General features: G+C 40.8%; 11 protein-coding genes. All 11 read left to right on the forward strand.

Annotated features, from left to right (window positions below; translation table 11 throughout):
- A partial coding sequence (locus BR30_RS37860; protein WP_035445556.1) for a hypothetical protein occupies nucleotides 1-194 on the forward strand: 194 nt, incomplete at its 5' end.
- Between the two features lie 457 nt (nucleotides 195-651).
- Nucleotides 652-1113 carry a CtsR family transcriptional regulator gene (locus BR30_RS0113575; RefSeq protein ID WP_026565491.1) on the forward strand — a complete coding sequence of 154 codons (462 nt, stop codon included), beginning with the start codon at nucleotides 652-654 and terminating at the stop codon, nucleotides 1111-1113.
- Nucleotides 1114-1138: 25 nt separating this feature from the next.
- The gene (locus tag BR30_RS0113580) at nucleotides 1139-1687 is read left to right on the forward strand and encodes a protein-arginine kinase activator protein McsA (RefSeq protein ID WP_026565492.1); all 549 of its coding nucleotides are present in this window, start codon (nucleotides 1139-1141) and stop codon (nucleotides 1685-1687) included.
- Nucleotide 1688: 1 nt separating this feature from the next.
- The gene (locus BR30_RS0113585; RefSeq protein WP_026565493.1) at nucleotides 1689-2759 is read left to right on the forward strand and encodes a protein-arginine kinase McsB; all 1071 of its coding nucleotides are present in this window, start codon (nucleotides 1689-1691) and stop codon (nucleotides 2757-2759) included.
- 17 nt (nucleotides 2760-2776) lie between these two features.
- The gene (clpC, locus tag BR30_RS0113590) at nucleotides 2777-5218 is read left to right on the forward strand and encodes an ATP-dependent protease ATP-binding subunit ClpC (protein ID WP_026565494.1); all 2442 of its coding nucleotides are present in this window, start codon (nucleotides 2777-2779) and stop codon (nucleotides 5216-5218) included.
- Between the two features lie 384 nt (nucleotides 5219-5602).
- Nucleotides 5603-6985, forward strand: coding sequence for a DNA repair protein RadA (gene radA, locus BR30_RS0113595; protein ID WP_026565495.1), 1383 nt, complete (start codon nucleotides 5603-5605; stop codon nucleotides 6983-6985).
- A 3-nt stretch (nucleotides 6986-6988) separates the two neighbouring features.
- Nucleotides 6989-8062: a DNA integrity scanning diadenylate cyclase DisA gene (gene disA, locus BR30_RS0113600; RefSeq protein WP_026565496.1), complete on the forward strand. Its 1074-nt coding sequence runs from the start codon at nucleotides 6989-6991 to the stop codon at nucleotides 8060-8062.
- 191 nt (nucleotides 8063-8253) lie between these two features.
- Complete coding sequence (locus BR30_RS0113605; RefSeq protein ID WP_026565497.1) at nucleotides 8254-9342, forward strand: PIN/TRAM domain-containing protein; 1089 nt, start codon at nucleotides 8254-8256, stop codon at nucleotides 9340-9342.
- 25 nt (nucleotides 9343-9367) lie between these two features.
- Entirely contained in the window at nucleotides 9368-10054 is a 687-nt protein-coding gene (ispD, locus tag BR30_RS0113610; protein ID WP_026565498.1) for a 2-C-methyl-D-erythritol 4-phosphate cytidylyltransferase, read from the forward strand.
- Complete coding sequence (ispF, locus tag BR30_RS0113615) at nucleotides 10054-10536, forward strand: 2-C-methyl-D-erythritol 2,4-cyclodiphosphate synthase (RefSeq protein WP_026565499.1); 483 nt, start codon at nucleotides 10054-10056, stop codon at nucleotides 10534-10536. The genes ispD and ispF overlap by 1 nt, the downstream gene beginning before the upstream one ends.
- Nucleotides 10537-10612: 76 nt before the next feature.
- Nucleotides 10613-12070, forward strand: a complete 1458-nt coding sequence (gltX, locus tag BR30_RS0113620) for a glutamate--tRNA ligase (protein WP_026565500.1) — start codon at nucleotides 10613-10615, stop codon at nucleotides 12068-12070.
- The last annotated feature ends 8 nt before the right edge of the window (nucleotides 12071-12078 follow it).

Below are 12078 nucleotides of genomic sequence, written 5' to 3' on the forward strand. Positions count from 1 at the left end.
CTATCGGAGGGGTTCCGAAGGACAAAACACTCCAAGTGAGCACGCAAAATGTCTATCGGAGGCACTCCGAAGGACAAAACTCTCCAAATGAACAGGCAAATGTCTATCGGAAGGGTTCTGAAGGACAAAACTCTCCAAATGAACAGCCAAAATGTCTATCGGAGGGGTTCCGAAGGACAAAACTCTCCAAATGAACAGGCAAAATGTCTATCGGAAGGGCTCCGAAGGACAAAAAGGATCGAGGGGTAACTAAAGAACATCCGTTTTTACCGAAATTGAAATCGTAGAAAACCTATGGAGAGTCACTATGGTTTATTTTTGGAGTTTTGGTACATCAAGAATCTCGGAAACATGAAGAGGCTCCCCTCAATCCCCGCCAGCTGTAAAATTCACCGATATCTGCCTAATTTATCAAGACGTTCAACTCCTGCCCCTAGTACCGTATAACGTGAATTAAGGACAACCTAAATAGGTTGTTTTCCTATATTCACAATTATCTACTCCCCATCACCACAATACTTTTTAACGAAACCTACGTTTCACAATGGCGAGATTTGGAGAAAATCATTAGTAGTGAATCGTTGCATCTACATAAAAAATTCAGTATAATTTAGTCAAATATAGTCAAAGTCAGAGAATGGGGGTGGGAAGATGAGAAACATCTCTGATATTATCGAAAAATATCTCAAACAAGTATTGGAATTAAGTGAAAGAGACCTTGTTGAAATCAAACGAAGTGAAATCGCAGACAAATTTCAATGTGTTCCATCACAAATCAATTATGTAATCAATACTCGTTTTACCATCGAAAGAGGATACATTGTAGAAAGTAAACGGGGCGGAGGTGGGTATATACGGATCATGAAGGTCCAGTCCCATGATCTTGCTCATTTAATTGAACAGTCCCTCGCGCTTATTCAAAGCAGGATTAGTCAAACCAGTGCCGAGGATGTCATTTTCAGACTCGTTCAAGAAGAAATTGTCTCACAGCGGGAAGCGAAAATTATGCTCAGTGTAATTGACCGATCCGTCCTTTATATTGATCTTCCATACCGAGACGAATTAAGAGCGAGAATGCTAAAAGCAATGCTTACATCTTTAAAATATAAATAAATTTTTTCGCTTGAGAGGTGAAAGTATGATTTGCCAGGAATGCAACCAAAGACCTGCAGCCCTTCACTTTACGAAAATCATTAATGGGGAAAAGACGGAAGTCAATCTGTGTGAAAAATGTGCGCAGGAAAAGGGAGAAATGTTTATTTTTAATGGGGAATCAGGATTCGCTTTTAATAATTTGTTAGCAGGATTATTAAATATAGACCCTGCTTTTCAAAAACCAAGTCAAAGCCCGTTTCATCAGGAGGAAATACTGCAATGTGATTCTTGTTCAATGACATTTCCGCAGTTTTTAAAAGTGGGCCGCTTTGGATGTTCCCATTGTTATGAAGTATTTAAAGAACAATTGAAACCCGTATTACGGCGACTTCATAGTGGAAACTGGACACATAATGGAAAAATACCAAAGAGAATTGGCGGCGGTATCCATCTCCGTAAGCAAATAGATGAATTAAAAGGGACTCTAAAAGAATCCATTGCCAATGAAGAATTTGAAAAGGCTGCTGAGATTCGGGATGAAATACGTCAGTTAGAGAGAAAACTTGTAGCCAGCCAAGAGGGAGGGGAATAACATGTCGCTTGAACGGTTTTTAAATCAAGCTGTCAGCTCCTGGATGAGTGAGGAAGGACCTGATTCAGATATTGTCCTCAGTTCCCGCATTCGTTTGGCTCGTAACTTTGATGCATATAAATTTCCAACACTTTTTTCACACGAAGAAGCAAAGATAATTATTGAAAAAATGGAGGAAATATTAAATCAGTCAGACATTCAAAAGTTTGGCCAAATGGAATTGTTGAAAATTAATGAACTTCAGCCTCTGCAAAAAAGGGTTTTGGTAGAAAAACATTTAATCAGTCCAAATCTAGCAGAGGATTCACCACATGGTGCTGTTTTATTAACCGAAAATGAAGAAGTTAGTATTATGATTAATGAAGAGGATCATATTCGTATTCAATGCTTGTTTCCTGGATTGCAATTATCTGAAGCTTTAGATGCTGCTGATGAAATTGATGATTGGCTAGAAAGTAATATTCAATATGCATTTGATGAGAAGCATGGTTATTTAACCAGTTGTCCTACAAATGTTGGAACAGGTCTTCGTGCTTCGGTCATGATGCATTTGCCAGGATTAATCTTAACACAGCAAATTAATCGAATTATTCCCGCAATCAATCAATTAGGTCTAGTTGTTAGAGGAATTTATGGTGAAGGTAGCGAAGCATTAGGTAATATATTTCAAATTTCTAATCAAATTACCCTTGGAAAATCGGAAGAGGACATTTGCCGGGATCTCAAGGGAGTTGTTAGCCAGTTAATTTCACAAGAAAGGTCAGCACGTGAAGCATTACGGAAAACTTCAAACATACAATTAGAAGACAGGGTGTTCCGTTCACTGGGTGTGTTATCTAATAGCCGAATCATTGAATCAAAAGAAGCAGCAAGATGTTTATCCGATGTTCGGCTTGGAATAGATATGGGTTTTATTGAAAAAATGCCAAAGACGATATTAAATGAATTAATGATCCTGACCCAGCCAGGTTTCCTGCAACAATATGCTGGCGGTTCATTAAGACCACATGAAAGAGATATCCGACGGGCAGCATTAATTAGGGAACGAATAAAAATGGAGCAAGAAAAATAGGTGAGGAGGAAGAGAATATGATGTTCGGCCGTTTTACTGAAAGAGCGCAGAAAGTTCTAGCACTAGCACAGGAGGAAGCGATTCGTCTTGGACATAACAATATTGGAACAGAGCACATTTTATTAGGTTTAACTCGTGAAGGAGAAGGGATTGCAGCAAAAGCTCTTTATGGGCTTGGCTTAGGTTCTGAAAAAATCCAAAAAGAAGTAGAAAACTTAATTGGCAAAGGACAGGAAGCTTCTCAAACTATTCACTATACTCCAAGGGCTAAAAAGGTCATCGAATTATCGATGGATGAGGCACGCAAGTTAGGACATTCCTATGTAGGCACTGAGCATATTCTTCTTGGCTTAATCCGTGAAGGGGAAGGGGTTGCCGCACGAGTCCTTAATAATCTTGGTGTAAGCCTAAATAAGGCAAGACAGCAAGTACTTCAACTATTAGGAAGCAATGAGTCAGGCGGGCATCAAGGCGGTGCATCTGCCAGTGCGAACACACCAACACTTGACAGCCTTGCACGCGATTTAACTTCGATCGCACGTGAGGGCAGTCTAGACCCGGTAATTGGACGCGGAAAAGAAATTCAACGTGTTATTGAGGTTTTAAGCCGTCGGACAAAAAACAACCCTGTATTAATTGGGGAGCCGGGTGTCGGTAAAACTGCGATTGCAGAAGGTCTTGCCCAGCAAATTGTAAATAACGAAGTGCCTGAAATCCTTCGTGATAAACGGGTAATGACTCTCGATATGGGAACAGTGGTAGCTGGAACGAAATATCGAGGAGAATTCGAAGATCGTTTGAAAAAGGTTATGGATGAAATTCGCCAAGCAGGGAATATTATTCTTTTCATTGATGAGTTGCATACCTTAATTGGTGCTGGCGGCGCGGAAGGGGCGATTGATGCGTCTAATATCTTAAAGCCATCTCTTGCGCGCGGTGAACTCCAATGTATTGGAGCAACTACCCTTGATGAATATCGTAAATATATCGAAAAAGATGCTGCGTTAGAACGACGCTTCCAGCCAATTCGTGTCGATGAACCGACACTTGAAGAATCAATTCAAATCTTAGAAGGGCTGCGCGACCGTTATGAGGCACATCACCGTGTTTCGATTACAGATGAAGCGATTCAAGCGGCAGTAAAACTTTCGGACCGCTATATCTCAGACCGCTTCCTGCCGGATAAAGCGATTGATTTAATCGATGAAGCGGGTTCTAAGGTACGTCTTCGTTCCTTTACCACTCCTCCAAATTTAAAAGAATTAGAAGTGAAATTGGAAGAAGTGCGAAAGGAAAAAGATTCTGCTGTTCAGAGTCAAGAGTTTGAAAAGGCTGCTTCTTTAAGAGATACAGAACAGCGGTTACGTGAACAACTTGAAGAGACAAAGAAGAATTGGAAAGAAAAACAAGGGAAAGAAAATAATGAAGTAACCGTCGAAGATATCGCAAGTGTTGTTTCTAGTTGGACCGGGGTTCCTGTTTCCAAACTGGCGGAAACAGAGATGGCGAAGTTGCTAAATTTAGAAGAAATTCTTCATTCTCGTGTAATTGGTCAGGAAGAAGCGGTAAAAGCCGTATCGAAGGCTGTCCGTCGTGCTCGTGCAGGATTAAAGGATCCAAAACGACCAATTGGTTCTTTTGTCTTCCTTGGACCAACAGGTGTAGGGAAAACCGAATTAGCACGAGCACTTGCTGAAGCGATGTTTGGTGACGAGGATGCGATGATTCGGATTGATATGTCCGAGTATATGGAGAAACACTCGACCTCTCGTCTGGTTGGATCACCGCCGGGATATGTGGGCTATGAGGAAGGCGGCCAATTAACAGAAAAGGTTCGCAGAAAGCCGTATTCCGTTGTGTTATTAGATGAAATTGAAAAGGCACATCCAGATGTATTTAATATCCTGCTGCAAGTCCTTGAGGACGGCCGATTAACTGATTCTAAAGGCAGAACAGTTGACTTCCGTAATACTGTCCTCATTATGACATCCAATGTTGGTGCTGAAGCACTTAAACGGAACAAGTATGTCGGCTTTAATATTCAGGATGGCGAACAAGACTATAAAGATATGAAAGGGAAAGTGATGGGAGAATTAAAGAAAGCTTTCCGTCCTGAATTCCTTAACCGTATTGATGAGATTATTGTTTTCCATGCGTTAGAGCGGAAGCATCTTGAAGAAATTGTGACTTTATTATCAGAGCAGTTAATTAAACGCTTAAAAGAGCAGCATATTTCTTTAGAATTAACAGCTGCGGCAAAGGAGAAAATTTCTCAGGAAGGCTATGATCCTGAATATGGCGCGCGACCATTACGCCGTGCGATTCAAAAGCATATTGAAGACAGACTTTCGGAAGAACTATTAAAGGGGACATTATTAACAGGGCAGCTTGCGATTATTGATGTTGATAATGGAGAATTTATTGTTCGAATGGCTGAGAAAACCAGTTTAGTAAAATAGAGCTAGGTCGTAATATCTATGAAGAGGTACACGTAAATAAAGTTAAATCGTGTACCTCTTTTTCTATCAATTTTTTCAAATGAAAAAATAAAAAAGGTGTGGTAACCTGTAAATAGTTAGCAAAATCTGGCTCCTGCACCCAGCGTATTTCGCTATCTGGTGCGTGTGCCTTTTTTCAGAGTTAAATTAGTATAACTTTTTGAACTTAGATAACTGTCCGGCTCCAGCGCCCAGCGGCTAGTGTACTTCGCCATTTTCCCTACGATAAGTCAACATCGGATCACTTACGCTCTCCGTGTTTCCTTTATCTCGGTCAAAGGGCTCCAGTCCATACGCCGCTAAACGGGCGCTTGCGCCTTTTTATGTAGAAAGGGTAGAAGGATAATGGCAAAACGAAAGACGAAGTTTATGTGTCAGGCGTGTGGATATGAATCGCCCAAGTGGATGGGAAAATGTCCTGGCTGCGGTGAATGGAATAAGATGGTGGAAGAAGTTGAAGTAACTGGTACCGCGAGAAGGGGGGCATTTGCCCATTCTCAAGGCGGATCAGGCCTGTTATCCAAACCTATGCCGATCAATTCAATTGAAATGGAAAATGAACCACGGATTCTAACGGATTTAAACGAATTAAACCGTGTCCTTGGCGGTGGCGTGGTTAAGGGCTCTTTAGTGCTGATAGGCGGAGACCCTGGAATTGGGAAGTCAACGCTTCTTTTGCAGGTTTCTTCACAACTTGCGAATAAAGGAAATCAGGTTTTATACATATCTGGTGAGGAATCGTTACGACAAACTAAGCTTCGTGCGGAACGATTAGGTATATCTTCTGAAAATCTCCTCGTTTATTCTGAAACGAATCTTGAAGAAATCAACCGGACCATCGATAGTACCAATCCTAGCTTTGTCATCATTGATTCGATCCAGACGGTCTTTCACCCAGATGTAACAAGTGCACCGGGAAGTGTCTCACAGGTTCGTGAGTGTACCTCGGAATTAATGAGAATTGGGAAAACGAAGGGGATTGCGATCTTTATTGTTGGACACGTAACAAAAGAAGGGTCAATTGCTGGTCCAAGGCTGTTAGAGCATATGGTGGATACGGTTCTCTATTTTGAAGGAGAAAGACACCATACCTATCGGATTCTGCGTGCAGTCAAAAACCGCTTTGGTTCAACTAATGAAATGGGTATTTTTGAAATGAAGGAATTGGGCCTCGAAGAAGTAGCCAATCCTTCTGAGATATTTTTAGAAGAGCGCTCACGGGGCGCAGCTGGCTCTACGGTGGTTGCATCGATGGAAGGGACAAGACCAGTTCTTGTGGAGATTCAGGCCTTAATTTCCCCTACCAGTTTTGGGAATCCAAGAAGAATGGCCACTGGAATTGACCATAACCGTGTGCCGCTTCTGATGGCGGTATTAGAAAAGCGAGTTGGGATGCTTCTCCAGAACCAAGATGCCTATTTAAAAGTTGCTGGTGGTGTGAAATTGGATGAGCCTGCTATTGATTTGGCTGTTGCTGTCAGTATTGCTTCGAGCTTTAGGGATAAACCGACAAGGCCGACGGACTGCGTAATTGGGGAAGTGGGTTTAACAGGGGAAGTAAGAAGAGTATCAAGAATTGAACAGCGTGTTCAAGAAGCGGCCAAGCTTGGTTTTGAACGAGTCATTCTGCCGGCTAATAATCTTGGCGGCTGGAAGGGACCTAAAGGAGTCGAACTCATTGGGGTATCGAATGTAAGTGAAGCATTGAAAGCAGCGTTGGGAGGGTAGCAGATGGAGAATAAAAAGTTAGGTGAGCATACCGTAAGTGAGATATTACAGTTCCTTGCCCCTGGTACACCCATTCGTGAGGGAATCGACAATGTCCTCCGCGCCAATACAGGAGGCCTTATTGTCATTGGTTTTAACGAAAAAGTAAAAAGTATCGTTGATGGCGGCTTTGAAATTAATTGTTCTTTTTCGCCAAGCTTTTTATATGAATTGGCCAAAATGGACGGTGCAATTATCCTTAATGAATTAGGAAATAAAATTCTGTTTGCCAATGCCCAGCTGGCTCCTGACTCCGATATTCCCTCTACAGAAACAGGAATGCGGCACCGGACAGCTGAAAGGACGGCGAAACAAACAAAAGCTTTAGTCATTGCCATCTCCCAAAGGAGAAATGTAATTACTCTGTATCAAGGGAACTTCCGCTATGCCTTAAAAGATATTGCGGTTATTTTAACAAAGGCCAACCAAGCCATTCAGACGCTTGAAAAGTATAAGACAGTCCTAGAACAAAGTATTACCAATTTGAGTATTCTAGAGTTTGAAGAGTCGGTCACCTATAACGACTTTTTACTGGTTTTGCACCGGTTTGAAATGGTCTTAAAGATTAAAAACGAACTGTTAACCTATTTACATGAATTAGGGACTGAAGGGCGTCTTATTCGTTTACAACTGAATGAAATCTTAACCGACCTGGAAGAGGAAACGATGCTCATTATCAAAGATTATGCCTTTGATAGAGACATCAAAGCCAGAGATGTTTTAGGACGGATGCAATCTATGACTTCAAATGGAACGATAGAAGATATGGCGTTATTAAAATTAATGGGATATCTGGGCTATGTCCATCTTGAGGAAAATAAAAGTCCACGCGGCTATCGGATTCTAAATAAAATTCCAAGACTTCCATCGATCATAATTGAAAATCTAATTAGCAGTTTTGGGGAACTTGCCAAGATCATCGCAGCATCTGTAGAGGAACTCGATGAAGTAGAAGGAATTGGGGAAGTTCGTGCTAAAAAGATTAAGGAAGGCTTTAAATTAATTAAAGAACGGTTATACACCGATCGTCACCTTTAAAACCATTAAATAAAAGTAAAAAAAATCCAATTGTTTGACATGAGAATTTTCCAATGCTACCCTATGGAGAAATCATCTATCAATAATTCACGGTAACTACTCTTTAACAAGAATCTTTAAGTGAAAAATAATCAGTAAATTAAGGTTTCATTTTTATGAATATGTTTATAATGAGTAGAGGAGGTGAAGGAATGTTAAAACGTATTGTTCAGGCTTGCTTCCTCATTATAGGTGGTACGCTTGGTATTTTGTTATTACCGGAATTGTTCAATTTACTTCATATCAATGACATTCCCTTAATTAACAACTCGTATATCACTGCTGTTTTAGGTGCTATTATTTTTTATCTTATTACCTTTTGGGCAGTAGATTATGTTTTTAACTTTGTTAAATGGACTGAAGATTCATTAGTCAAAATCCCTGTAACCGATGTCCTTTTTGGTAGTGTAGGTCTAATATTCGGGTTGTTGGTGGCCTTTTTAATTGGCTTTGCTTTAAATGCGGTACAGGTGCCAATTTTAAATGCTGTCGTGCCCATCATACTGACCATTTTATTTGGTTATCTTGGCTTTCAGGTGGGTTTTAAGAAAAGGGATGAGCTCCTAGGTTTATTTGGAAACCGCAGTAATAAGAAAAAATCAAGTGATGATGAGAGTGAAAAGGAAGCGAAACAATCTTTAAAAATACTAGATACTAGTGTGATCATTGATGGACGTATTGCAGATATTTGTCAGACAGGATTTTTAGAGGGTACGATTGTTATTCCACAGTTTGTCCTCGAGGAATTGCAGCATATTGCTGATTCATCCGATGTATTAAAACGAAATCGCGGCCGCAGAGGTCTAGATATTTTAAATCGAATTCAAAAGGAACTTGCCATTAAAGTCGAAATCTATGAAGGTGATTTTGAGGAAATTAGTGAAGTGGATTCAAAACTTGTTAAACTGGCAAAAATCACAAATGGAATCTTAGTCACAAATGATTTTAATCTGAATAAAGTCTGCGAATTGCAGAATGTTTCGGTGTTAAACATCAATGATTTAGCGAATGCCGTCAAACCTGTTGTTCTTCCAGGTGAAGAATTAACGGTACAGGTGATTAAGGATGGCAAGGAATATCATCAGGGCGTTGCTTACTTAGATGACGGAACTATGATCGTTGTCGAGGAAGGAAGAGAATATATTGGGAAACGAATTGAGGTTCTCGTCACAAGTGTTCTCCAAACATCGGCCGGAAGAATGATATTTGCCAAACCAAAGCTATTAGAAAAGGCACTTTAGATAATGAATAGAGTGGGGTTTTCATATGACTTACCAAGTCATTCTCCCGGCAGCGGGCCAGGGAAAAAGAATGGGAGCAGGGAAAAATAAGCTTCTATTAGAGCTTAATAGTGTACCTGTACTAATCCATACATTAAAGGTGTTTGAACAGGATAATGCCTGCAGCAAAATTATTGTAGCAATTCATCCGCAAGATGAAGGGGAATTTAAAGCCTTATTTACCAAGTATAATGTTGCCAAGTCAATCCACTTAGTGCCTGGTGGTAAGGAACGACAGGATAGTATTTTTAATGCGCTGAAAACAGTGGAAACAGACGGGATCATTCTTGTTCATGATGCGGCACGTCCTTTTATCAGTAAAGAACATATTTACCGTTTGGCAAAAATGGCTGAGGATACAGGGGCCGCCATTTTAGGAATACCGGCAAAGGACACCATCAAAAAGGTTCAAGATGGTTTGGTGGTTGAAACTGTCGAACGTTCAAGCTTGTGGGCGGTCCAAACCCCACAAGCTTTTCGCATTTCTCTTCTGAAGGAGGCCTATGAGAAAGCAGAAAAGGATTCTTACCTAGGAACAGATGATGCTAGTCTAGTGGAGAGACTCGGCCATCCTATTGCGATGGTAGAAGGCGACTACGATAATATCAAATTAACAACACCAGAAGATATTTATTTTGCGGAAGCGATACTGGAAAAAAGGAGTTTTTCATAATGTTTCGAATTGGTCAAGGGTTTGATGTGCATCAACTAACGGAAGGGCGTCCGTTGATTATAGGTGGAATTAACATACCTTATGAAATGGGATTATTGGGTCATTCAGATGCTGATGTTTTATTACATACGGTTTCTGATGCTTGCCTTGGTGCGATTGGGGAAGGGGATATTGGCAAACACTTTCCTGATACCGATCCCAATTTTAAAGATGCAGACTCCGCAAAGTTAATGGAGCATGTGTGGCAATTGGTGAAAAATAAGGGGTACGAGCTGGTTAATGCTGATTGTACAATCATAGCTCAGAAGCCGAAAATGGCACCCTATATTGAGCAAATGCGCGTGAGAATTGCTGAGTTACTAGAGGCAGCACCTGAGCAAATCAATGTGAAGGCAACCACCACAGAGAAGTTGGGCTTCACAGGCAGAGGGGAAGGAATCGCCTCTCAAGCCGTTGTTTTATTAAGAAAGGTTCATGAATAGTCTTTCTTGTAATCATAGACAATGATAAAATAATCAGTTGAAACCATTAATTATTAACCATGGAGGCATTATAGTTATGTCAAATGAAGTTCGTGTAAGATATGCTCCAAGTCCAACGGGGCATTTACATATTGGAAACGCCCGTACGGCATTATTTAATTACTTATTTGCACGTAATCAGGGCGGTAAATTTATCATTCGTATTGAAGATACGGATAAAAAACGGAATATTGCTGGTGGAGAAGAAAGCCAGTTAAAATATTTAAAATGGCTTGGCATGGATTGGGATGAAAGTGTGGATGTCGGCGGCGAATACGGCCCATACCGCCAATCCGAACGAAATGATATTTATGAAACATACTATAACCAATTATTAGCTGAAGGCCATGCTTATAAGTGTTATTGTACAGAAGCCGAAATTGAAGCAGAGCGGGAAGCTCAGACCGAAAGGGGCGAAACGCCGCATTATTCGGGTAAATGCCGCCATTTAACCGATGAACAACGCCGTGAATTAGAAAGCGAAGGCCGTCAGCCAAGCATTCGGATTATCGTACCTGAAGGGAAAACCTTTACGTTTGATGATATGGTAAAGGGCAGCGTTTCCTTTGAATCCGAAGGGATGGGCGACTGGGTCATTATTAAAAAAGATGGCACCCCAACCTATAACTTTGCGGTTACGATTGATGATTATTTAATGAAAATCTCTCACGTGCTCCGTGGCGATGATCATATTTCTAACACACCTAAACAACTCATGGTCTATGAAGCATTAGGCTGGGAGCCGCCAATTTTTGGCCATATGACATTGATTGTCAATGAAAGCCGTAAAAAGTTAAGTAAGCGCGATGAATCAATCATCCAGTTTATTGAACAATATGAAGAGTTAGGGTATCTCCCAGAAGCGTTATTTAACTTTATTACGCTCCTCGGCTGGTCGCCGGCAGGTGAAGAAGAAATGTACTCTAAGAACGAGTTTATTGATATATTTGATGCGAATCGCTTATCTAAATCCCCCGCATTATTTGATAAGCAGAAACTGCTGTGGATGAATAACCAATACATGAAAAAGATTGAGATTGATCGTGCAGTTGAACTGACTTTACCGCACTTAGTGAAAGCTGGCCGCTTAAGTGAAAGTCAAACGGATGAACAGTATCAATGGGTTCAAGGGCTTATCGAACTCCTGCAGGAAAAAATGAGCTTTGGTGCCGAAATCGTGGAATTATCGGACATGTTCTTTAAAGAGGAAGTAGACTTCGAAGAAGATGCGAAGGAAATTCTAGCAGGCGAAACAGTTCCGGAAGTGTTAAAGGCATTTTCACATGAACTGGATCAGTTAGAACATTTCCGGGCTGACGGAATAAAGGCTGCAATGAAGGCAGTCCAAAAGTCGACCGGTCAAAAGGGGAAAAACCTATTTATGCCAATTCGTGCTGCAGTAACAGGCCAAACACACGGGCCAGACCTGCCACAGGCAATTGAACTTTTAGGTAAAAATAAAGTTCAAACAAGAATTAATAAAATTATTAGTTAACATTAAAG

This window comes from Bacillus sp. UNC41MFS5, assembly GCF_000686805.1.

Excerpts from the sequence above, each read along its gene's own strand:
- BR30_RS0113575 (WP_026565491.1), top strand. The coding sequence starts at position 652 with ATGAGAAACATCTCTGATATTATCGAAAAATATCTCAAACAAGTATTG.
- BR30_RS0113580 (WP_026565492.1), top strand. The coding sequence starts at position 1,139 with ATGATTTGCCAGGAATGCAACCAAAGACCTGCAGCCCTTCACTTTACG.
- BR30_RS0113585 (WP_026565493.1), top strand. The coding sequence starts at position 1,689 with ATGTCGCTTGAACGGTTTTTAAATCAAGCTGTCAGCTCCTGGATGAGT.
- clpC (WP_026565494.1), top strand. The coding sequence starts at position 2,777 with ATGATGTTCGGCCGTTTTACTGAAAGAGCGCAGAAAGTTCTAGCACTA.
- radA (WP_026565495.1), top strand. The coding sequence starts at position 5,603 with ATGGCAAAACGAAAGACGAAGTTTATGTGTCAGGCGTGTGGATATGAA.
- disA (WP_026565496.1), top strand. The coding sequence starts at position 6,989 with ATGGAGAATAAAAAGTTAGGTGAGCATACCGTAAGTGAGATATTACAG.
- BR30_RS0113605 (WP_026565497.1), top strand. The coding sequence starts at position 8,254 with ATGTTAAAACGTATTGTTCAGGCTTGCTTCCTCATTATAGGTGGTACG.
- ispD (WP_026565498.1), top strand. The coding sequence starts at position 9,368 with ATGACTTACCAAGTCATTCTCCCGGCAGCGGGCCAGGGAAAAAGAATG.
- ispF (WP_026565499.1), top strand. The coding sequence starts at position 10,054 with ATGTTTCGAATTGGTCAAGGGTTTGATGTGCATCAACTAACGGAAGGG.
- gltX (WP_026565500.1), top strand. The coding sequence starts at position 10,613 with ATGTCAAATGAAGTTCGTGTAAGATATGCTCCAAGTCCAACGGGGCAT.